The sequence below is a fragment of the Nocardioides montaniterrae genome (assembly GCF_054782655.1).
Map to the genome: position 1 here is coordinate 157,722 of NZ_BAAGSB010000003.1, position 21,592 is coordinate 179,313.

Genomic DNA, 21,592 nt, shown 5'->3' on the forward strand with positions numbered 1-21,592 from the left:
TGTCGTAGGATCGATCACATGCCGCAAGATCTTCGTCACGATGCACGTTGGACCGCGCTCCGCGAAGCGATCGGTGCGTTCCAGGCCCATCAGCAGGCCGACGGCTCGGCACCCGGCGCGCCGTCGGCGCTGATGGACACGATCCGCTCGTGCGTGGGGGAGCTCGCCGAGCGCTTCCCGCACGACGGTGCCTACCTCGAGGTGCTCGACGCCGACCTGGAGCGCTGGCAGGCCGACGGCTTCGGTACGCCGGACTTCCTCGACTCGCTCACCGCCTTCCACCCCTCGACGGGGCGGGCCGACGGTCGTGGTCACCTGGTCGTCTTCCCGATGTACACCCAGAACGGCAGCACCGAGCGCCACCTCGAGGCCGTGCTGATCCACGAGGTGTGGCCCGACTGGCTGGCCGAGCTCGAGCGCACCCGCTACGACAACCCGATGTTCGTCCCGATCCGCTTCGACGACTTCACCAGCGGCTACGACACCCACTCGGCCGTGCTGTTCCCCGAGACGGTCGCCGTACGCCGGACCCCCGAGCGCTACACCTGGGGAGCCATCTTCTGCGACCGGGAGGCGGCACGGTTCCGCGCCGTCGCCGGGGCGGCGGCCGAGACGCTCGGCATCGGCCTGCCCGAGGACGCCCGGGCGCTGCTGGCCGACCAAGCCCGTTGCGAGGAGGCGTTCGTCCTGTGGGACCTGATCCACGACCGGACCCACAGCCGCGGCGACCTGCCCTTCGACCCGTTCATGATCCGTCAGCGCCAGCCGTTCTGGATGTACGCCCTCGAGGAGCTGCGCTGCGACCTGACCGCCTTCCGCGAGGCGGGCAAGCTGGTCAACGAGGGCGTCGCCCAGGCGAGCGACGTGCAGTACGCCGTCCTGTTCGATCGGCTCTTCCGCTTCCCGGTCACCGGCACCCGGGTCCGCAACTACGACGGACTGGGTGGGCAGCTGCTCTTCGCCTACCTGCACCAGCACGACGCGATCCGCTGGACCGACAACCGTCTGCACATCGACTTCGTGGCCGCGCGGCTCCACACCATCCACCTCGGTGAGGAGGTCGAGCGCTTCTACCGCGCCGGCATCGACCGCCCGAAGCTCAGCCACTGGCTCGCCGGGCACGCGCTCGTGTCGGCGTACCTCCCGGCGCACCCTGCTTCGCGCTGGGCCCGCGCCCAGGACGCGCTCGACCTCACCCGGACGCCGCGCGACCTGGTGGACGACGTCCTTCCCGACGAGTTCCCGTTGAGCATGTTCTACGAGGCCCTGGCCAAGAAGCTCGGGGGAGTCATCGAGTCGACGAGGGGTGCGACGGGCAGACTGTCGGCATGAGGGCCCCGATCATCCAGCGCCACGACCCCGAGCGGGTCGGCTTCGCCAGCGACAACTACGCCGGCGCGCACCCCGAGGTCCTCGAGGCGATCGCGCGCGCCAACGGCGGCCACGTCACGGCGTACGGCGCGGACCCCTACACCGAGGCGCTGCCGGACCTGTTCGCCCCGCTGTTCGGCGAGGGCATCGAGGTCTACCCGGTCTGGAACGGCACGGGCGCCAACGTGGTCAGCCTGATGGCGATGACCGAGCGTTGGGACGCCGTCGTCTGCACCAGCGACGCCCACATCAACACCGACGAGTGCGGCGCCCCCGAGCGCATCGGTGGGCTCAAGCTGCTCGCGATCCCGGCCAAGCACGCCAAGCTCACTCCCGAGCTGCTCAGCATCCCGGTCAGGGAGTTCGAGGACGAGCACCGGGCGCGCCCGTCTGTCCTCAGCCTGACCCAGAGCACCGAGCACGGCACCGTCTACACGCCGGCCGAGGTCAAGGCGCTGGCCGACATCGCGCACGGTCACGGCATGGCCGTCCACATGGACGGGGCCCGCATCGCCAACGCGGCCGCCGCGCTCGGCGTACCGGTCAGGGCGTTCACCCGCGATGCCGGCGTCGACGTGATCTCCTTCGGCGGCACCAAGAACGGCATGTTGTACGGCGAGGCGGTGGTGGTCCTGTCGCCGGAGCGGCTGCGCGGCGAGCTCTACCTGCGCAAGCTCTCGATGCAGCTCAGCTCGAAGATGCGCTTCGTGTCCGCCCAGCTCGAGGCACTGCTCACCGACGACCTGTGGTTGCGCGGTGCGGCCCACGCCAACGCGATGGCCCGGCGCCTCGCGGCCGGCGTCGAGGGCATCCACGGCATCAGCGTGACCTCGCCGGTCCATGCCAACGCCGTCTTCGCCCGGCTGCCGCGCGCGGTCGCCGAGCGGGTCGAGAAGGACTTCCCGTTCTACCTCTGGGACGAGACGGACCACGCCCATCCGGTGGCACGGTGGATGTGCAGCTTCGACCACACCGAGGCGCACGTCGACGCCTTCGTCGCGGCCCTCGCCGCTGCGGGCGAACGGATCTGAGTAGGAGCACCCGTGTCCCCGACGCGGCCGCCCGCCAGCGTTGGCTCCATGAACACTCACGCCGCCGCTGACCTGTCCACCTCCCGCCGTCCCGCCTCCTCGACGCCGCCGGCCGGCGTCGTCGGGGTCTGGGGACTGATCGTGTCCGGGGTCCAGCTCCTCGCGCTGGGCGGGATCGCCGCGGTCACCTGGGCCGAGTGGGCCAGCACGCCCGAATCGGTCAAGCAGGACCAGATGTTCGGCCCCGAGCTCGGCTACTTCTTCCTCGGCATCTTCGCCGTTCCAGCCCTCATCGGCTTCGTCTGCTCCGGCGTCGGGCTCGGGGTCCGCCGTCGGAGCCCGAACACCGGGTTCGGCGTCGCGCTGGCCGGCCTCATCATCGGCTGCCTGTCGGCGGCGTTCCTGGCCCTCACCTTCCTCCCTCCCGCCCTCGGTCGCTGAACCGCCACGACGCACGAGCACCGGTCCCCTCGGGGCCGGTGCTCGTTCGCGTCTGTGGCGCGGGGTTCGGCCGAGGTCGAAGCGGGTAGGCACCGCGCATGTCGCGACGTTCTCGGGCCCTGTCCATCCTCCTCGCGCTCGCTCCCTCGGCGCTCGTCCTCGCCGGTTGCGGCGGAGCGAGCGACGGAGCCGCTCCCCACGCTGGCGGCAGCGACCTCCCGCAGGAGAAGTGCACGACCCATCCCGAGGTGACCAAGGACGGCTTCACCGTGCCCGGATCGGTCCTGTGCCTCGGTACGACGGCGACGGTGCCCTATCGCGACACCTCCAACCAGCCGATCCTCCGCGCGAAGCTCACGGTGACGGCGGTGGAGGAGTCGACCGATGCGTCCTTCGCCCCGAGCGCCCTGCCTGATGGTTTCAAGGGCGGCACGGTGTGGGTGGTGCGCTACCAGTCGACGATGGACGGTCACGCCGAGATGCCGACGGCGCCGTTCGCGCCGTTGAGCGTGCTGTGGGTGGAGGGCGGCGCCACGTCGGGGAAGATGCTCGAGCAGCCCGACGACTGCGCTCCGGACCCGTCCGGTGCCAACGGCTGCGCGTGGGACGACGTCGAGGACGGCGGGGTCGTGCACGGTGCGCAGTGGGTGAGCCTGGACGACCCCCGTTGGTCGATGGACTCGCCGATCCGGTGGGGCCAAGGAGGCGAGTGACGGGCTGCGCCTCGTCGCTCAGAGCAGCGCGCGGAACCGCCCGAGCGAGTCGGCGATCGCGTCCTTGGCCGCGTCGCAGAAGAAGTCCATGTCGTAGAAGCCGTGGATGAGGCCGGCGTACGTCGCCTGCTCCGTCGGTACGCCGGCAGCGGCCAGCGCGTCGGCGTACGCGATGCCCTGGTCGCGGAGCGGGTCGAGCTCGGCCGTCACGATCACGGCCGGCGGCAGGCCGGCGACCTCGCCGTGGATCGGGGCGAGCATCGGGTCGGTGACGTCGAGGTCGGCGCTGCCGCCGACGTAGTTGGCGCCGAACCAGAGCATCAGCGGCTCGTCGAGGAAGTAGCCGGTGGCGTTCTCCTCGTTGGAGGGGTAGCGCCCGGCAAGGTCGGTGGCCGGGTAGATCAGCAGCTGGGCCTTGATCCCGGGCACCTGCTGGGCGGCGACGGCGGAGAGGTTCCCGCCCGCAGAGTCGCCCGCCACGGCGAGGACGTCGCTGCCGCCGAGCTCGGCCAGTCGCGCCTGGATGTCCTTCGTCGCGGCGATCGCGTCCTGCGGAGCGGCGGGGAAGGCGTGCTCGGGCGCGAGGCGGTAGTCGACCGAGACGACGACCGCGTCGGCTCCCGCACAGATCGTGCGTGCCATCGCGTCATGGGTGTCGAGGTCGCCCACCACGAAGCCGCCGCCGTGGAACAGCGCGATGGTCGGCTTGGGGCCGTCACCCTCGGGCCGGTAGACCCGGGCTCCGAGCGGTCCGACGGCTCCCGCCACCTCGATGTCCTCCACCGATGCGACCGCGGTCTTCGTCGCGGCGGGCCGCATGTCGATCGCCATGGTGCGGAAGGCCATCCGGGCCTCCTCGGGCGTCATCTCCTGCATCGGCCTCGCGCCGGCGAGGAGGTCGAGAAGCGGCTGCAGCTGCGGGTCTACGGGCATGCTCAGACCGTAGTGGCGGGCCAGTCCTCCGGATAGTCCGGGACCGCGCCGTCGTGCTGCTTGCGCAGCTTCTTGCGAGCCCGATCGCCGAGGCGGTCGCCGAACACGGTGCCGACGGTGTGGTCGGTCTCGTGCTGCAGGCAGCGCGCCAGCAGGCCATCGCCCTCGAAACGGACCGGCTGCCCGTCCAGACCGAAGCCCTCGACGGTCGCGAAGTCCGGCCGCGCGCACGGAACGAACGCGCCGGGGTAGGACAGGCAGCCCTCGTCGCCGTCGTCGAGTCGGCGCTCCTTGCCCTCGGGGAGGATCACGGTCGGGTTGCACACGACGCCCTGCCAGTGCTCACCGGCGGCGTCGGGGCAGTCGAAGACGAACATCGCCACGTCCTCGCCGATCTGGCAGGCAGCCAGGCCGACGCCCTCGGCGGCGTACATCGTGGCGACCATGTCGGCGGCGAGCGCGCGGAGCGCGTCGTCGTACGCCGTCACCGGCTGCTGTGGACGGTGCATGACGTCGGTGCCCCAGCGCGTCATCGGGCGGACGGTGCCGCCCTCCGGGAGCGCTCCGTACGGCGCATGCACGACCGGTTCGGGTGGGGGAGTCTTGCCGCGAGCCATGGGTCGGAGCATAGGTCCGCGGCTGTCGCGACATTGCAGGGGGCGACGCGCCGAGCGGCTGTAGACCGATGTGTAACTCTGAGTTACATTTTGGGCATGTCCCTCATCCCCAACTTCAAGCCAGGTGGCAAGCACGGGGTCCCGCGCAACGAGAGCCGTGATCCCATCGGCATCCTCGTCGCCGGCCTCAGCAGGCTCGCCCAGAGCGATCTGATCGACAAGATCGGTCTGCGCAAGCAGACCGAGCAGGCCGTCTTCACGGTCACCCGGACCGGCTTCAAGGCCGCGACCAACGCGAGTCGCACCTTCGCCAAGTCCGGCAAGAACGGTGCGCCGGGTGCGCGCCCGGCGCCGGTCGCCGGCAGCGGCCCCTTCGACCTGACCCCGAGCGAGGACGAGCAGATGCTCGTCGACGTCGTGTCCGACTTCGCCAGCGAGGTCGTCCGCCCGGCCGCGGCCCAGGCCGACCACGACTGCGCGGCTCCCGACGACCTGCTGAAGGCCAGCCTGGAGATCGGTCTGCCGATCCTGGGCCTGCCCGAGGAGCTCGGCGGCATCTCCGAGGAGCGCTCGGCCATGGCCGGCACGCTCGTCGCCGAGGCTCTCGCCAAGGGCGACATGGGCCTGGCCGTCGCCACGCTCGCGCCCGGCTCGGTCGCCACCGCGATCGGCCTGTGGGGCACCGACCAGCAGCAGCAGACGTACCTGCCGGCGTTCACCGGAACCGAGGTCCCCGCCGCAGCGCTGGCGCTCAACGAGCCGGCCGTCCTCTTCGACGTGCTCGCCCCGTCGACCACCGCGACCAAGACCGCGGACGGCTACGTCCTCAACGGCAAGAAGTCGCTGGTCGCCCGCGGTGACCACGCCGAGCTCTTCATCGTCGGCGCCCAGCTCGACGGCAAGCCGGTGCTGTTCCTGGTCGAGTCCTCGACCGAGGGACTCAGCGTCGGCGGTGACCCCGCGATGGGTGTCCGCGCCGGCTCGCTGACCACGCTCACCCTCGAGGACGCCAAGGTCCCGGCCGAGGCCGTCCTCGGCGACACCGACGGGTCGACGTACGCCGACTGCGTGCGTCTCTCGCGCCTCGCCTGGTGTGCGCTCTCGCTCGGCACGGCCCAGGCCGTCCTCGACTACGTCACGCCCTACGTCAAGGAGCGCGAGGCGTTCGGAGAGCCGATCGGCCACCGCCAGTCGGTCGCATTCATGGTCGCCAACATGGCGATCGAGCTCCAGGGCATGCGCCTGCTGACCTACCGCGCTGCCGCTCGTGCGGCCGCCGGCAAGGACTTCAGCAAGGAGGTCGCCATGGCCCGCAAGGCGTGTGCCGACCACGGCATGCGCATCGGCCTGGACGGTGTCCAGCTGCTCGGTGGCCACGGATTCGTCAAGGAGCACCCGGTCGAGCGGTGGTACCGCGACCTGCGTGCCATCGGCATCATGGAAGGCACGGTTCTGGTCTGATGGCTATCAATCTGGAAGTCCCCAAGAAGCACCGGGCGCTGATCGACCAGGCGCACCAGGTTGCGATGAACATGCTGCGGCCGATCAGCCGCAAGTACGACATCGCCGAGCACGAGTACCCCACCGAGCTCGACATGCTGGCTGCGATGATCGACGGCCTGTCCGAGTCAGGTGCCAGCGAGGGCGCCGGCGCGACCGGCGTACGTCGCGATGACAAGGACCAGGACACGAGCGTCAAGAACGGCTCCAACATGGCCTCGGTGACCTCGGTCGCCGAGATGTGCTGGGGAGACGTCGGCCTGCTGCTGTCCATGCCCCGCCAGGGTCTGGGCAACTCCGCGATCGCGTCGGTCGCCAACGACGAGCAGCTCGAGCGGTTCAAGGGCACGTGGGCCTCGATGGCGATCACCGAGCCGTCGTTCGGCTCCGACTCCGCGCAGGTCTCCACCACGGCGGTGGTCGACGGCGACCACTACGTCATCAACGGCGAGAAGATCTTCGTGACCTCCGGCGAGCGGTCCGACTCGATCGTCGTCTGGGCGACGCTCGACAAGTCGCTCGGTCGTGCGGCGATCAAGTCGTTCCTGGTCACCAAGGACATGCCGGGCGTGAAGGTGGAGCGGCTCGAGGAGAAGCTCGGCATACGGGCCTCCGACACCGCTGTCATCACCTTCACCGACGTGCGCGTCCCGAAGGAGAACCTCCTCGGCTCCCCGGAGATCGACGTCAAGGCCGGCTTCGCGGGTGCGATGGCGACCTTCGACAACACCCGGCCGCTCGTCGCGGCGATGGCCGTCGGATGTGCGCGCGCGTCGCTCGACCTGACCCGCGACCTGCTCAAGCAGGCCGGCGTCGAGGTCGACTACGACCGGCCCGCACAGCTGCAGTCGGCGGCCGCGGCCAAGTTCCTCGAGCTGGAGACCAACTGGGAGATGGGCCGCCTGCTCACCCTCCAGGCGGCGTGGATGGCCGACAACCGCAAGCCCAACTCGCTGGAGGCCTCGATGGCCAAGGCGAAGGCCGGCCGCGTCGGCTCCGACGTGACGCTCGGCTGTGTCGAGCTGTGCACGTCGGTCGGCTACAGCGAGGGCGAGCTGCTCGAGAAATGGGCGCGCGACTCCAAGATCCTCGACATCTTCGAGGGCACCCAGCAGATCCAGCAGCTGATCGTGGCGCGCCGGGTCCTGGGCCTGTCGAGCGCCGAGCTCAAGTGACGGCGTACTGCTGAGAACGCCGAAGCGGCCCACAACCTCCCGGTTGTGGGCCGCTTCCGTGCTGGTGCGGTGATCGTCAGATCAGGCGCAGGACGCGGAGCCCTTCTGGACGCCCTTGACCTTGCCCTTGGCGACGACGACGGCCTGCGAGCGCGTGCCCTTCGGGCCCACGCAGACGGCGACCTTGTTGGCCTTGACGCCGGTCACGGTGACCAGGAACGGGCCCGGCTTGCCGTCGCGGCGCTTGGTGTAGAACGCGCCGACGATCTTGGCCTTCTTGTTGCCGGCGAACTTGCCGAGGTCGACCGTGGCGCCGGTCGCGGCCGGGCTGGCGGCACCGGAGGCGGTGTCGGACGGAGCGGCGGAGCTGCCGCCGTTCATCATCGAGGAGGCCTTGTCCTTGGCCTTCTTGAGGGCGTCCTTGCCCTGCTTGCTGTTGGCGGCCTGGCTCGCGGCGGCCTTGCCCTTGTCGAGCGCGCCCTTGGCGTCGTCCTTGGAGCAGCCGGTCAGGGAGACGGCGGCGATGGCAGCGACGGCAGCGGCGGATGCGATGCGCTTGTTCATAACGGAACTTCCTTTCATCGTGCGATGAACCCGAGACGGGATTCACCCGTTACGTGGACCCTAACTGCCGACCTACTGGCAGGTAACGCGCCGTCCGCATCGCGTCCGCGTAACAACTGTCACACCGGCACCACGCTTCGGTAGCCTCCGGCCGTGCACTCCTTGCTGGTCGCCGCGACCGAGGCCGAAGCCCGCCATCTGCCCTCCGGCGCGGACGTGCTGATCACGGGCATGGGCAAGACGGCCGCGGCCGCGTCGCTGGCCCGCCACCTCGCGGGCCTCTCGGACGGTGCCCTGGCGTCGCTCCAGGTCGTGAACATCGGTACGGCCGGTGCGCTGCTCCCGCACCTGTCGGGACTCCACGAGATCGGGACCGTGCTCAACCACGAGATCAACGCCGACGCCATCCGGGCGCTCGGATACGACCCGCGCGAGTCGCTGACGATCGGGTCCGGGCCGACCGTGCTCGCGAGCGGCGACGTCTTCGTCACCGACCCCGTCCTTCGCGACGCGCTCGCGCTCCGGGCGCAGCTGGTCGACATGGAGGGGTACGCCGTCGCGTACGTCGCCGCGGAGTTCGGCGTACCGGTGCGGATGGTGAAGTACGTCTCCGACGCCGCCGACGAGTCGGCCCGCGACTGGAACGAGGTCGTGGACCACTGTGCCCGCGAGCTCGGTGACTGGGTGTCCACCTCGTTGGTCGAGTAGCCGCGAGCGGCGTATCGAGACCGGCTAGCGCGAGCTGCGCGACCCGCGCCCGCGCGTGACGCCCACGAAGTCCTGGTGGACGGGGGAGTCGGCGTCACGTCGCCACAGCAGCGCGATCGAGGTCGGCTCGAGACCCGAGACGACCCGGTGCACGGCGTCCTTGCGGTGGTGCAGCCGAGCCAGTGACATCGGCACGATGACGACGGCGCTGCCGGAGGCGGCGACCTCGACGGCGTCCTTGACGCTCATCGGCGGGAAGGACAGCTGCTCGGTGTCCGGCGTCCAGCCCGAGGCGTGGGGGAGTGCGAGCTGCTCGCCGGCCAGGTCCGCGAGCGGGATCTCGGCGTCCTCGTCCGCGGCCGCCACCCAGTGGTCCACGGAGGCGACGACGACGGGCAGCTCGTCGTACAGGCGCACGCAGTGCAGCGGGCTGGGCTGCTCCACGTCGATCGGCAGCCGACCCAGCAGCAGGTCGGCGGTGTCGTCGTCGAGGCAGGCGCGGCCGGTGGAGTCGTCCGCGAGCGGGACGACCTGCAGCGCGATCTTCGGGTGGCGTTCACGCCAGACCCGGAACCACTTGTCGGGGGTGACACCGGGGACGAACGCAATTCGCAGTTGCTGCACGTCGACCGAGTATTCACACTGGAGGGGAGAGGTTTCGAACCGGCTCGCGGAAGGGGGCCTGTCGCATGGCTGCCTATGGCCCCGTGGTGATCCTCAACGCGTCCTGCGAGCCGCACGACGTCGTCTCCTTCCAGCACGCCGTGCGGATGCTCTTCCGAGGGGTCGCGGTCGTCCACGAGGCCGACGACCAGCGGTCGATCGGCCCCCACCCGTGGCCCAAGGTCGTCCGCCTGGTGCGGTACGTCGTCGCGAGCTGGATGTACCGCCCCGCGGCGTACGGGCGCGACGCGGTGCTCCGCCGGGACCGACATCGATGTGCCTACTGCGGCGAGCGTGCCGACACCGTCGACCACCTGGTGCCACGCTCACGGGGCGGGACCTGGTCGTGGTTGAACACCGTCGCCGCGTGCAGCCGCTGCAACAACCGCAAGGCCGATCGCACGCCGGCGGAGGCCGGCATGGCGCTCCGATTCACCCCTTGGGAGCCGACCCGGGCGCAGGTCACCGGCTGGCCGCGCTGAGGCCGTCGTGGTCGTCGTCCCAGGTGCCGCCCCGATGTGCGCCCCTGGGGCCGCTGTTGCTACTGTTCTCACGCACTCGTCCGGGTGGCGGAATTGGCAGACGCGCTAGCTTGAGGTGCTAGTGACCTTTATCGGTCGTGGGGGTTCAAGTCCCCCCTCGGACACCAACGCGAAGTGGCCCCTGACCTGCGGAGACGCAGCGGGGGCCACAGTGCTTTCCGCCGCAGGGAGCGCGGCGGAGCGCGCGGTCGCATCGACCGCACCTGGTTGTCGGAGGATCGCCGCAGGGCGCTGCTGAGGCCTACCTGGCTGCGCCCATGGTTCGGGCGCAAGACCGCTTGTGCGTCGGTCCAAACCTGGACGCGATGCTTGCCAGGAAACACGAGGACCCGGCATGTCGTGCGGGGAGAAAATGAATCATCCTCTTCACCAAGGCGGTTGCACATGAGCGTTCTCGACCGGGTCCTCACCAAGGCGCAGGCCACGATCCCGATGGAGCGGCAGGTCCAGGGGCTGCATCTGTTTCAGAAGGCGAAGCGGCGGGTGGTCGGTGACCGGCAACCGGTCTTCGTCGAGGAGCAGATCCCCGACGTCGACGAGCTCGAGTTGACCGAGATCGATGTGAGCAACCCGTTCCTGTACGGCCAGGGGCAGTGGCGGTCGTACTTCAAGCGCCTGAGGGACGAGGCGCCGGTCCACTACCGGGGCGACAGCGCCTTCGGGCCGTACTGGTCGATCACTCGGTACGACGACATCATCACCGTCGACAAGGACTTCGAGACCTTCTCGGCCGAGCCGCAGATCGTCATCGGCACGCCGCCGGAGGGCCTGGACATCGAGATGTTCATCGCGATGGACCCGCCCAGGCACGACCAGCAGCGCGGAGCCGTCCAGGGTGTCGTGGCTCCCCAGAACCTTGAGGAGATGGAGGGTCTCATCCGCTCCCGTGTCCAGGAGGTCCTCGACAGCCTGCCGGTCGACGAGCCGTTCGACTGGGTCGACAAGGTCAGCATCGAGCTGACCTCGCGAATGCTCGCCACCCTGCTCGACTTCCCCTACGAAGAGCGCCGCAAGCTCGTCTACTGGACCGAGCTCGCGGGCGCCAGCGCCGGAGCCACCGGCGGCGCCGTCGACATGGATGAGCTGTACACCGGCGTCGCCGACATGGCGAAGAGCTTCAGCGCTCTGTGGCACGACAAGGCTGCCCGCCGCGCGGCGGGGGAGAAGCCCGGCTACGACCTGATCACGCTGATGCAGATGTCCGAGGACACCAAGGACCTGATCAACCGGCCGATGGAGTTCCTCGGCAACCTCATCCTGCTCGTCGTGGGCGGCAACGACACCACCCGCAACTCGATGTCCGGCGGGGTGTACGCCCTCAACCAGTTCCCCGATGAGTTCGATCGTCTCAAGGCGAACCCGGAGCTCATCCCGAAGCTCGTCCAGGAGATCATCCGCTGGCAGACGCCGCTGGCGTACATGCGGCGGATCGCCACGAAGGACACCGTCCTGAACGGCCAGTTCATCCGCAAGGGCGACAAGGTCGTCATGTGGTACGCCTCGGCCAATCGGGACGAACGCACCTTCGAGAACCCCGACGACTTCGTCATCGACCGACACAACGCCCGCCACCACCTCTCCTTCGGCATCGGCGTCCACCGCTGCATGGGCAGCCGGGTGGCCGAGATGCAGCTGCGGATCCTCTGGGAGGAGCTGCTGGCGAGGTTCTCGGACATCGAGGTGGTCGAGGAGCCGGCGTACCTGCAGTCGAACTTCGTCCGGGGCTACACCAAGATGATGGTGAGGCTCACGCCGATCGGGCAGGAGCCACTACCGCGTGCCCGGAAGGTCGCGGCTCCCCAACCGGCGACGGCCCGGTCGCGCGAGGGCTGGGTCGTGACCACGACCGAGACCGAGCTCGACCTGCAGGTCGCGGATCGTCGCGAGGTGGCTGACGGGATCGTCGAGCTCACCCTCGCCGACCCGACCGGCGCACCGCTCCCGTCCTGGACCGCCGGCGCCCACATCGACCTTGTTCTCAGCCCGTCGCTGACCCGGCAGTACTCGCTGTGCGGCCCGGCCGGCGAGGAGTCGTCGTGGAGGGTCGGTGTCCTGCGCGACCCGAGCAGCCGGGGCGGTTCGGCGTACGTCCACGAGAAGCTGGCTGAGGGCGCGACGGTCCGGGTCCGAGGCCCGCGCAACCACTTCCCGCTCGTCGCGTCGCCGCGCTACCAGTTCATCGCCGGGGGCATCGGGATCACCCCGATCCTGGCGATGATCGAGGCGGCCGAGGCGCGCGGCGCCGAGTGGAACCTGCTGTACGGCGGTCGGTCGCGTGCGTCGATGGCGTTCCTCGACAGGCTCGAGGGCGACGAGCGGGTGACGGTGTGGCCCCAGGACGAGAACGGTCTGCTCGACCTGGCCGCGGTGCTCGGCACCCCCCGAGCTGACACCCTGGTGTACTGCTGCGGCCCCGGCCCGCTTCTCGACGCGGTCGAGGACGGGTGCGCGGCATGGCCCGAGGGCAGCCTGCACCTCGAACGGTTCGCTGCGAGGAAGGTCGAGGCGTCCCAGGATGCGCTCGACTCGTTCGAGGTCGAGTGCTCGCGCTCGGGCGTGGCCGTGACGGTGCCTGAAGGCACGTCGATCTTCGAGGCGGTCGAGCAGGCCGGCGTCGACGTGCTGGGCTCCTGCATGGAGGGCATCTGCGGCACCTGCGAGGTCGACGTGGTCGAGGGCACACCCGACCACCGCGACTCGATCCTGTCCAAGGCGGAGCGCGAGCGTGGCGACACGATCATGCTCTGCGTCTCCCGCTCACTCTCCAAGAGGCTGGTGCTGGACGTATGAGGCATCCACGGAACTGCTGGTACGTCGCCGCCACCGGCGACGAGCTGGACGAGGTCGGCGACGGCTTCCTGACCCGCCGGATCCTCGATGCAGACATCCTGGCCTACCGCCTCGCGGACGGCTCGGTCGCCGCGATCGAGGACCGCTGTGCGCACCGGCCCTACCCGTTGTCCGCCGGCCACCGCGAGGGCGACCTCGTCGTGTGCGGCTACCACGGCTGCACCTACGACGCGACGGGCCGCTGCGTGCGGGTTCCCTCCCAGGACGCGGTCCCTTCAGGCGCCCAGGTGCGTGCATTCGCCGCCGTCGAGCGAGGTCCGTTCGTCTGGGTGTGGACGGGTACGCCCGGTGGTGAGCGGCTGCGTCCGCCCCCGGCGACACCCTGGCTCCACGGTGACGGCTGGAGCAGCGTGGGCGAGCAGCGCACCGTGGCCGCCAACCTGATGCTGCTGCACGAGCACTACCTCGACCTGACCAGCGTGTTCGAGATGCACCCCGAGTTGGTGCCCCCGGGCATCGAGGCGCTGCCGCCGTTGGAGGAGGTGGAGGTGTCGGAGGTCTCTGTGTCGTACAAGCGCGAGCTGCCCAAGGCGCCGCTGGCGCCGTGGGAGGCCCAGGTCTCCGGCCTCGACAGCAGCGAGGCGTTCGGCCGTCAGGAGACCGGAACCTTCGTGACCCCGGGTCTGCACAAGCAGACCTACACCATCACCGGACCCGACGGTCCGGAGCTCGAGCTCGTGCGGACCCACGGCTTCACGCCCGAGTCGGCCGGGGCCACCCATGTCTTCCTGCAGATCTCGTGGCGCGGCACGGCGGTCTCGCCCGATGCCGGCGGGGCGCTGGCCGCCGTCTTCCACGAGATGGCCGACCGCGACATCGCCGTGCTCGAGACCGTGCAGCGCTGCCTCGACGAGGACACGACGCCGCGGCGCTACTTCAACGTCAAGGCCGACCGCGCAGCCCTCCGGGCCCGTCGTATCCTGACCTCGATGGTGGAGGACGAGCGGGCGCGCTGAGGGTGGTCCCAGGCCGAGCTACTTCCGGCTGCTCCTGTGCTCATCCCGCGCCAACGAGCCCTCGGGGTGGAAGGCGCTCAGGTGGCGCAGGGCCAGCGAGATCTCGGTGCTGATCTTGCCGACCGGGCGACCGAGGAGCTCCTCGGCCTGACCGAGCCGGTAGCGGATCGTGTTGCGGTGCACCATCAGGCGGCGTGAGGACTCGTCGACGTTGCCGCCGCTGCTCAGATAGGCGTCGAGGGTCTCTCGGATCCGCTGCGCGCTCTCCTCCTCACCGGCCAGGTCGCCGAGGATGCGGGCCACGAATCGATCCACCCCGGGGTTGCAGCCGAGCAGGACGAGCAGCTCCACATCGGCGTACACGTTGATGCGCGCGGTCGTCCGAGTCCCGATCACCTGCAGCGCGCCGAGCGCCTCGGTGTGACTGTCGGCGAAGCCATGGACACCGTGCGCGGGTGTGCCGACACCTACGACGGTGGCGCCGCGGTCCCCGTTCTGGAATGCCTCGACGAGCGTGTCGGTGCTGATGGGGTCGCGGGTCGCGATCCACACCCACAGCCGCCGGCCGCCGGGACGGACCAGCAAGGGATTGCCCGAACCGACGCTGCGGGCGAGATCCAGGCCGACCTGCTCGAGTCGCGCGATGGCGTCATCGTCGTCGCACGCAAGCACCATCGCGGTGTGGTGCGCGGAGATCGGGTAGCCGCCGAGGGCCGACGAGATCCGGCGTACGTCGTCCATCTGGCCGGCGAGGACGGCTTGGATCGTCTCGAAGCGTTGGGCGTCGACACCTGCGACGAGCTTGGTCCGCTCGGCCTGGTAGATGTCGACCGAGACCGTGATCGAGCGGTCGATCCAGCTGCTCGCTCTGTTCCAGAAGTAGATGAGCACGGCGGCGTGGTCGATCCGCTCGGCGGGGATCGTGCTGAGGAGTCCGGTGATGTAGTTCCAGGTGGTCAGCTGCGCTACTCGGTAGAACCGGATCAGGGTCTCGAGCGGGATCTGGAGCCGGGCGACCTCGGCCGCCAGCTCCGCCGCTCCCGGGACCATGTGGAAGCTGAAGTCAGGCTGCGGGAACGCGGACAAGAAGGCCAGCCAGTGCTCGCCCACGGCATCGCGGATCTCGGCGAGCAGACCGTCGAACCGCGCGATCTCCGGCACCTCGGCCTGGATCGCCAGCGTGGTGCGTTCCGCCCATGCGTCGACCATCTCCGGACGGGCCTCGTTCGCCACGAACCCGGGCAGCCAATCGGCCAGTCCGTGCGGTGTTGGACCGACCGCCACGACACCCACTCTCCCGTCGGACGCACCGACAGCCAACATGTTGGAACCTTTCGGCCAAACTAGCGCAACCCACGGTCGGGCCGGCGTCGCTCGCCGCTCGCCGCTCAGTGTCCTGCCGAGCGGGTGACATGGCGGTTGACCTCGCGCATGAACCACCCCGGCGCGACACCCGAGAGCGCCATCAGACCCTTGGCCTGCCGACCGACGGCGTGGTGGACGCTGTGCGGAAGCCGCTGCCTGCCGCGCGCGACCGCAAGGATGGTGTCGGCGACGTCGTCGGCCGTCAGGGACACGCCGAGGCTGCGGGTGCTGGCCGTGTCGACGCCCTGCACCATGCCGGTGTCGACGAACAGCGGCCAGATCGCCGAGACAGTGATGTCGTCGGGCGCCCACTCGAGCTCGAGCGCCTCGGTGAGGCCGCGGATTGCGAACTTGGTGGCGGAGTACGTCGCCAGCTCGGGCTGGCCGTAGATCGCCGACGCTGATGACAGGTTGATCACCGACGCTCCCGGCGTGGCCTTGAGCAAGGGATAGGCGACGTGACAGCCGTTGAGCATGCCGCCCACGTTGATCGACAGGATCTGCTGCTGCTCTTCGAGCGGGATCTCGGCGAACGGCCCCGATGCGAGGATCCCCGCATTGTTGACGAGTACGTCGAGACGGCCACCTGTCATCCCCCCGAGCTCCGTCATCCGGGTGCGCCAGGCGTCCGCATCGACCACGTCCAGGGGGGCGACGACCGCATCGGGGCCGAGCTCCTCGCGCAGTGAGTCCAGCGCGGCCGGGTTGCGGCCATAGGCGGCGACGCGGTAGCCGGCCTTGTCGAAGCGCAGGGCGGTGGCGCGCCCGATGCCCGCGGTCGCACCGGTGATGGCGACGGTCTTCATGGGAACCTCCAGGTGTCCGAGTCAGGAGTGCTGTTGGCGCCGGTCGCCGATGCGACGCATCAGGGCCGTGGTGGGGAGGCCGAGCGCCGGAGCGACCCCGGCGGAGCGGGCGATGACGCCGCGCCAGCGCGGAACGACGCGGAAGACCTGACGGCTGTCGATCAGGTCCAGCCCCGCGCGGGCCACGTCGTCGGGCGAGAGCGGTGCGGGGCCGGAGAACAGCATCGCCGCGCCCGGGTCCTGGCTGCGCTCGGTGACCATCCGGGTCTCGACGACGTCCGGGCACAGGGCGCGGGCGCGGATGGGGATGCCGGCGTGGTCGAGGTCGCCCTGCAGCGAGGTCGTGTACGAGAGGACGGCGGCCTTGCTCGCGGCGTACAGAGCCAGTCCCGGAACGGGCGTGAGGGCGGAGATCGAGGCGATGTTGAGGATCGCGCCGCCACCGTCGCGCATCGCCCGGACCGCGGCGTTGCAGCCGGAGACCGCACCGCGCAGGTTGATGTCGAGCAGCCGGGTGATCGCCGTGTCGTCGAGGGACCAGGCGTCGCCCGCCTCGAGCACGCCGGCGTTGTTCACCCACACCGCGAGCCGCCCGTGTGCGCGAGCGGCCGCGGCGACCTCGTCGTGCGACGCGGCGTCCCGGACGTCCTGTGCGAGTGACCATGCGCCGCGCCCGATCGCCTCCGCGGCCTCGGCGGCCGCGTCGCTGTCGACATCGGTGACCAGCACCCGGTGGCCGCGATCCGCGAGCCGGTGGGCGACCGCGAGACCGATGCCGCGCCCGGCACCGGTCACCACGGCGGTGGTCGTGCTCACGAGCTCGCCTCCTCGAGGCGGGTCAGGGCCTCGCCCAGGTGGACCGCGATCTTCTGCAGCGACGGCAGTGTGTCGCGGCTGCCGACCACGCCGACGTTGAACGCGCCGCGGTAGCTGACCGAGGTGATGTTGAGGCCCATCCCCTGGAAGACCAGGGAGATCGGGTAGCAGGTGAGCATCTCGGCGCCGGCGAGGTAGAGCGTCTCGCGCGGCCCGGGGACGTTGGAGACGGTCACGTTCATGGGAGGACGCGGCAGCTTCGGGCTCTGCCCGCTCAGCACCGCCAGCACCGGCAGCGACATCGTGAGCAGCGTGAACGTCGGCCGTACCTGCGACGGCATCCGCTGCAGGTGGGCCTTGGCGGCGGCCATCGAGCGGCGTACCGCCTCCAGACGCTCGAGCGGGTCGTCGGTGTCGGTGCCGAGGTCGGCCCACAGGTAGCCCACCGCGTTGCCGCCGTCGTCGCCCTCGGACCGCAGGCTCACCGGCACGCCCGCGATCAGGGTGCGCTCCGGGAGCTGGCCGAGGTCGCCGAGGTAGCGGCGCAGGGCGTCGCCGCACAGCGCGACGAAGACGTCGTTGAGCGAGGTGGAGGTACGCCGTCCGATCGCCTGCATCCGCTCCATGCCGAGCTGCTGGGTCGCGACCCGGCGGGCGTTGGTGACGCGCAGGTTGAGGGCCGAGCGAGGTGCCTGGAACGGCAGCCGCACCGGCTCGCCACCACCGCGGAGGCCGACGAAACCGCGGGCGAGCGAGGTGAGCGCGCGGTGCGGGGCCAGGCCCTTGCCGCCCTCGCGCTTCGCCCGGCGGGCCCGCGGCTCGGTCGGCGCCTGCCAGGGCGGCTGCCAGTCGCCGTCGACGCTGCGGGCCAGCTGGTCGGTCGCGACCCGGATGCCGTTGATCCCATCGGTCAGCGAGTGGTGCATCTTCATGTAGATCGCGAACCGGTTGCCCTCGAGCCCCTCGATGACATGGCTGGTCCACATGGGGCGGGTGCGGTCGAGCAGGGTGCTGTGCAGGTGCGAGACCAGGTCGCCGAGCTCGCGCTCGCTGCCCGGCGCGGGAAGGGCGGAGTGCCGGACGTGGTACTCCATGTCGATCGTCTCGACCGTCGCCGCGGCGGGCGCGAGCACCGAGGTCGGTCCGTGCGTCAGCAGCTGGTTGAACGGTCGCCGCAGCGGCTGCGGCTCGCGCATCCGGGCCACGATGTCGGCCACGAATGTCGCGGGTGCGCCGTCGGGGATCGCGAACTCCATCAGCGCGCCGACGTGCATGGGGGTGTCGGGGGTCTCGATCCGCAGGAAGGTCGAGTCGAGCACGGAGAGCCGGCGATGGTTGGCCATGTCAGGCGGTCCTTTCCAGGTGGCGCAGGGCGCGACGGGCGGCGTTGGCGCCACACATCCCGTGGGCGCCCGGGCCGGGCGGGGTGGCGGCCGAGCAGATGAAGTGGCCGGGGATGCCGACGTCGTACGGCGTGAGCGAGGGACGTGGTCCGAGCGCGAGCTGGGGGATGGTCTTGGCGCCGGTGAGGATGTCGCCGCCCACGAAGTTGGCGTCGTACGACGCGAAGCCCGTGGGGGAGCGCACCTCGTAGCCGACGATCCGGTCGCGGAAGCCCGGGGCGAACCGCTCGATCTGGTCGATGATCGCCTGGGTCGCGTCGCCGTCGCCGTCGTAGCCGTGCGGGACGTGGGCGTAGGAGTACAGCGGGTGCACGTCGCCGACCGACCGCGAGGGATCGGCGAGGTACTGCTGGCCGACGAGCACGAACGGACGCTCGGGCATCCGGCCCTGCCAGACGTCCCGCTCGGCCGCGGCGAGCTCGGCGAACGGCCCGCCGAGGTGCACGGTCCCGGCCCGCCGGGCGGACTCGGCCGTCCACGGCACGCCCTCGCGGATCGCGAAGTCGACCTTGAACGCGGCAGGCCCGAACCGGAACCGCCGGTAGCCGCGCGCCGCGCGTCGGGGGAGGAGATCGCCGAGGATCTCCGCGACCTGGTGCGGGTCGAGGTCGTAGAGCACGACGTCGGACGTCGGCAGCTGGGTAGCCGCCGTGATCCGGATGCCGGTCTCGATCTTCCCGCCATGGGCGACCAGGACCGCCGCCATGGCGTCGGTGATGGCACGGGAACCGCCCTTCGCGACAGCCCAGCCGTGCCGGTGGCCGGCGGTGAGGATGCCCAGCCCGATCGCCGAGCTGAGCGGGCGCGACAGCGCCTGGAAGCCGTGCGCGGCCACCCCGCCGAACAGGGCGCGTGCCTGCTCGCTGCGGAACCAGCGGGCCAGGGTCTCGGCGGGGAGCACCGTCGGCGCGCCGAACCGCGCCAGTCGCAGCGGGTGCGACGGGACCCGGAGCAGTGGCTGCAGGATGTCCTCGCTGAGCGCGTCGTACGACGAGGCGGGGCCGGCGAACAGCCGCTGCCAGCGCCGCCCGTCGCCATCGGGGAGGCCGGCGGCGGTCTCCGCCACCGACCGCAGCAGCGTGCCGGCCGTGCCGTCGTCGAGGGGGTGCGCGCAGTCGACCTCCGGCCACGCCCATTCCAGGCCGTGCTCGGCGAGCCCGAGGTCGGCCAGGAACCGCGAGCCGACCGCCATCGGGTGGACCGCCGCGCAGTGGTCGTGCAGCAGCCCGGGGACGATCGCCTCCCCGGTGCGGGTGCCGCCGCCGATCTCGTCGGCGGCCTCCAGCACCGTCACGGTCACGCCTGCGCGGGCGAGGGCGGCGGCCGCGGCGAGCCCGTTCGGCCCGCTCCCGACGACGACCGCCGTGGTCACGACGTGGCCCCGGCCGCGGACCAGGTGACTTCCAGCGGGATCGGGCCGTTGGGCAGCCAGGGCTGCTCGGCCACGCAGTCGGCGACCTTCCAGGTGCCGCGTCGGACGACGCCCAGGGCGCCGTCGAAGACGAACCAGTCCTGCTTGCCCCGGCCGAACGGCTCGGACTCCACCCACGCCACCACGAACTCGCCGGGCTCGAAGCCGCAGCTCTCGCGCAGCGCCTCGAGGAAGCGGACGCCGTGGATGTGGCCGTCGCCGAAGTTCCAGCCGAGCACCACGTTGGCGCCGGTCTCGCCCTCCCATATGTCGCGTCCGTCGAGGTCGTCGCCGAGGTAGCTGCGCAGCACCGAGATCAGACCCCGGCCCTGGCTGTGCATGGAACGCCAGGCGACGAACAGCTCGACCATCATCTTGGCGACGTCCGGGGGTGTGCCGAGGTCCGCGAGCTGCTCACGGTGCAGCCCGACCGGCATGCCGACCCGCTTGAGCTTCTCATCGGCGCCGGGCGCGAAGGTCCAGACGGCCGAGGCCCAGTTGCCGGCGTACTGCCGCATCGAGGGGAGGAACGAGACCAGGTCGGGCCGGATGTTGCCGAGCACCGGGAAGAAGAGCAGGCCGAACGCCACCACGGGGAGCAGCCAGCCGTGGCTGAAGTGGTAGATCGAGTAGCCGTCGCTGTTGGGGTAGCCGGCGAAGAGCGCGACCGCGATGTAGCCGAACAGGATGTTCCACTCCAGCGGCACCGCCAGCGGGAATGTCGAGGTGATGAACGTGTGGAAGACGACCATGAAGATGACGCAGCCCAGTGTGATCTGCCAGCTGGTGGTGAACAGCAGGATCAGCGGGACGATGATCTCGGCAGTGGTGCCGCCGACGTGGGCCATGAACAGCGCGACCTTCGAGGGGCGCAGGTCGTCGGGGAAGCTGCGGTAGTGCAGGCGGCGCACGAACTTCTGCGTCCACGGCGTGTTCGAGACCATGACCGGTACGACGTTCTCGAAGTGCTTGCCGACCTTCGACCAACCCGCGCCGACCCACACGACGACGATGAGCAGCTTGCCGGCGATCAGCATGTCGTGCGGCGTGAGCAGCGCGAAGAAGAGCATGGCGGGCAGGTACTGCTCGCCCCGGCCGCAGAGGAACACGACCTTGTCGCGCAGCCCGAGCAGCACGAACAGCACGATCGGCGCGATCATCGCGGTGTGCCCGACCACGCCGCCAGCGGCGTGCGGCAGCGGGTCGCCGTACTGGACACCGGGGAGGACCAGGGCCACGACCAGGCTGGCCAGGTAGGCGAGGTAGAGGACCGCGTCGAACGGCGTACGCCGGGTGCCACCGGTGAAGGGGACCTTGTCCGGCCACGGTGCCATGCGCAGCAGGCCCGGGCGGCTGAAGTAGCGAGCGCCGCCGTAGAACGGCTTGAAGTGACCGGTCAGCGGGCCCCAGGCACCGCCGACCCCGAAGGCCTCGAGGAAGGCGACCCACAGGATCAGCTTCTGGTACACGATCGGCTCGTGCCACCAGGTGGACACATCGAGGATCGATCCGATGTGCGGGGACGTCAGGGTGACCACGAGCAGGCCGCCGAGCGAGGACATCAGCAGGAACTTCGCGATGTAGATCGCGTGCAGCATGTAGGGGCTGCCGAAGCCGTTCTCGGCCCAGAACGTGGTGAGCAGCCTCATCCGCTCGTTCAGCGGCTTGGTGCGGAACTCGGCCGGGTCGACGGGCGGCAACGTGGGTTGGGTGAACGACGGCATCGG

Annotated in this window: 20 protein-coding genes and 1 tRNA gene; 11 read left to right on the top strand and 10 right to left on the bottom strand. The window is 70.4% G+C overall.

Annotation, left to right across the window (positions count from 1 at the left end):
* Positions 1–18 precede the first annotated feature (18 nt).
* From ACYVJ3_RS06965 to ACYVJ3_RS06980, 4 genes are all read left to right on the top strand, one after another.
* Positions 19–1,332, top strand: coding sequence for a DUF6421 family protein (locus ACYVJ3_RS06965; protein ID WP_460851957.1), 1,314 nt, complete (start codon positions 19–21; stop codon positions 1,330–1,332).
* The gene (locus ACYVJ3_RS06970; protein WP_460851958.1) at positions 1,329–2,402 is read left to right on the top strand and encodes a threonine aldolase family protein; all 1,074 of its coding nucleotides are present in this window, start codon (positions 1,329–1,331) and stop codon (positions 2,400–2,402) included. The genes ACYVJ3_RS06965 and ACYVJ3_RS06970 overlap by 4 nt, the downstream gene beginning before the upstream one ends.
* Positions 2,403–2,450: 48 nt before the next feature.
* Positions 2,451–2,843, top strand: coding sequence for a hypothetical protein (locus ACYVJ3_RS06975; RefSeq protein ID WP_460851960.1), 393 nt, complete (start codon positions 2,451–2,453; stop codon positions 2,841–2,843).
* 98 nt (positions 2,844–2,941) lie between these two features.
* A complete protein-coding gene (locus ACYVJ3_RS06980; RefSeq protein WP_460851962.1) occupies positions 2,942–3,556 on the top strand; it encodes a hypothetical protein in 615 nt (204 codons plus the stop codon).
* Positions 3,557–3,574: 18 nt separating this feature from the next.
* Here ACYVJ3_RS06980 and ACYVJ3_RS06985 read toward each other — a convergent pair whose 3' ends face one another.
* Together ACYVJ3_RS06985 and def are read right to left on the bottom strand one after the other, a co-directional pair.
* On the bottom strand, positions 3,575–4,489 hold the full coding sequence (locus ACYVJ3_RS06985) for an alpha/beta hydrolase (RefSeq protein WP_460851963.1): 915 nt from the start codon (positions 4,487–4,489) through the stop codon (positions 3,575–3,577).
* 2 nt (positions 4,490–4,491) lie between these two features.
* Entirely contained in the window at positions 4,492–5,106 is a 615-nt protein-coding gene (gene def / locus ACYVJ3_RS06990) for a peptide deformylase (RefSeq protein ID WP_460851965.1), read from the bottom strand.
* Positions 5,107–5,202: 96 nt separating this feature from the next.
* Here def and ACYVJ3_RS06995 point away from each other — a divergent pair, with 96 nt between their 5' ends.
* Both ACYVJ3_RS06995 and ACYVJ3_RS07000 read left to right on the top strand, forming a co-directional pair.
* A complete protein-coding gene (locus tag ACYVJ3_RS06995) occupies positions 5,203–6,567 on the top strand; it encodes an acyl-CoA dehydrogenase family protein (RefSeq protein WP_460851966.1) in 1,365 nt (454 codons plus the stop codon).
* Positions 6,567–7,781, top strand: a complete 1,215-nt coding sequence (locus tag ACYVJ3_RS07000; RefSeq protein WP_460851968.1) for an acyl-CoA dehydrogenase family protein — start codon at positions 6,567–6,569, stop codon at positions 7,779–7,781. Before ACYVJ3_RS06995 ends, ACYVJ3_RS07000 begins: the two co-directional genes overlap by 1 nt.
* Positions 7,782–7,862: 81 nt before the next feature.
* Here the strand turns inward: ACYVJ3_RS07000 and ACYVJ3_RS07005 are convergent, their stop codons facing one another.
* A complete protein-coding gene (locus ACYVJ3_RS07005; RefSeq protein ID WP_460851969.1) occupies positions 7,863–8,345 on the bottom strand; it encodes a hypothetical protein in 483 nt (160 codons plus the stop codon).
* A gap of 153 nt (positions 8,346–8,498) precedes the next feature.
* Here ACYVJ3_RS07005 and ACYVJ3_RS07010 point away from each other — a divergent pair, with 153 nt between their 5' ends.
* Positions 8,499–9,053 carry a nucleosidase gene (locus ACYVJ3_RS07010; protein ID WP_460851971.1) on the top strand — a complete coding sequence of 185 codons (555 nt, stop codon included), beginning with the start codon at positions 8,499–8,501 and terminating at the stop codon, positions 9,051–9,053.
* 24 nt (positions 9,054–9,077) lie between these two features.
* Here the strand turns inward: ACYVJ3_RS07010 and ACYVJ3_RS07015 are convergent, their stop codons facing one another.
* On the bottom strand, positions 9,078–9,677 hold the full coding sequence (locus ACYVJ3_RS07015; RefSeq protein ID WP_460851972.1) for a LysR substrate-binding domain-containing protein: 600 nt from the start codon (positions 9,675–9,677) through the stop codon (positions 9,078–9,080).
* A gap of 65 nt (positions 9,678–9,742) precedes the next feature.
* Here ACYVJ3_RS07015 and ACYVJ3_RS07020 point away from each other — a divergent pair, with 65 nt between their 5' ends.
* The 4 genes from ACYVJ3_RS07020 (at position 9,743) to ACYVJ3_RS07035 (ending at position 14,064) form a co-directional block, all read left to right on the top strand.
* A complete protein-coding gene (locus tag ACYVJ3_RS07020) occupies positions 9,743–10,198 on the top strand; it encodes an HNH endonuclease (protein ID WP_460851974.1) in 456 nt (151 codons plus the stop codon).
* A 78-nt stretch (positions 10,199–10,276) separates the two neighbouring features.
* A tRNA-Leu gene (locus tag ACYVJ3_RS07025) sits at positions 10,277–10,365 on the top strand.
* 277 nt (positions 10,366–10,642) lie between these two features.
* Positions 10,643–13,048, top strand: a complete 2,406-nt coding sequence (locus ACYVJ3_RS07030; protein ID WP_460851975.1) for a cytochrome P450 — start codon at positions 10,643–10,645, stop codon at positions 13,046–13,048.
* On the top strand, positions 13,045–14,064 hold the full coding sequence (locus tag ACYVJ3_RS07035; protein WP_460851976.1) for an aromatic ring-hydroxylating dioxygenase subunit alpha: 1,020 nt from the start codon (positions 13,045–13,047) through the stop codon (positions 14,062–14,064). Before ACYVJ3_RS07030 ends, ACYVJ3_RS07035 begins: the two co-directional genes overlap by 4 nt.
* Positions 14,065–14,082: 18 nt before the next feature.
* On the opposite strand, the gene ACYVJ3_RS07040 is transcribed toward ACYVJ3_RS07035, so the two are convergent.
* From ACYVJ3_RS07040 to ACYVJ3_RS07065, 6 genes are all read right to left on the bottom strand, one after another.
* A complete protein-coding gene (locus ACYVJ3_RS07040) occupies positions 14,083–15,348 on the bottom strand; it encodes a PucR family transcriptional regulator (protein ID WP_460851979.1) in 1,266 nt (421 codons plus the stop codon).
* 104 nt (positions 15,349–15,452) lie between these two features.
* Complete coding sequence (locus ACYVJ3_RS07045; RefSeq protein ID WP_460851980.1) at positions 15,453–16,235, bottom strand: SDR family oxidoreductase; 783 nt, start codon at positions 16,233–16,235, stop codon at positions 15,453–15,455.
* Between the two features lie 21 nt (positions 16,236–16,256).
* Positions 16,257–17,051 carry an SDR family NAD(P)-dependent oxidoreductase gene (locus ACYVJ3_RS07050; protein ID WP_460851981.1) on the bottom strand — a complete coding sequence of 265 codons (795 nt, stop codon included), beginning with the start codon at positions 17,049–17,051 and terminating at the stop codon, positions 16,257–16,259.
* Positions 17,048–18,394, bottom strand: coding sequence for a WS/DGAT/MGAT family O-acyltransferase (locus ACYVJ3_RS07055; RefSeq protein ID WP_460851983.1), 1,347 nt, complete (start codon positions 18,392–18,394; stop codon positions 17,048–17,050). The genes ACYVJ3_RS07050 and ACYVJ3_RS07055 overlap by 4 nt, the downstream gene beginning before the upstream one ends.
* A gap of 1 nt (position 18,395) precedes the next feature.
* The gene (locus ACYVJ3_RS07060) at positions 18,396–19,826 is read right to left on the bottom strand and encodes a phytoene desaturase family protein (RefSeq protein WP_460851985.1); all 1,431 of its coding nucleotides are present in this window, start codon (positions 19,824–19,826) and stop codon (positions 18,396–18,398) included.
* Entirely contained in the window at positions 19,823–21,589 is a 1,767-nt protein-coding gene (locus tag ACYVJ3_RS07065) for a DUF3556 domain-containing protein (protein ID WP_460851986.1), read from the bottom strand. Before ACYVJ3_RS07065 ends, ACYVJ3_RS07060 begins: the two co-directional genes overlap by 4 nt.
* Positions 21,590–21,592 lie beyond the last annotated feature (3 nt).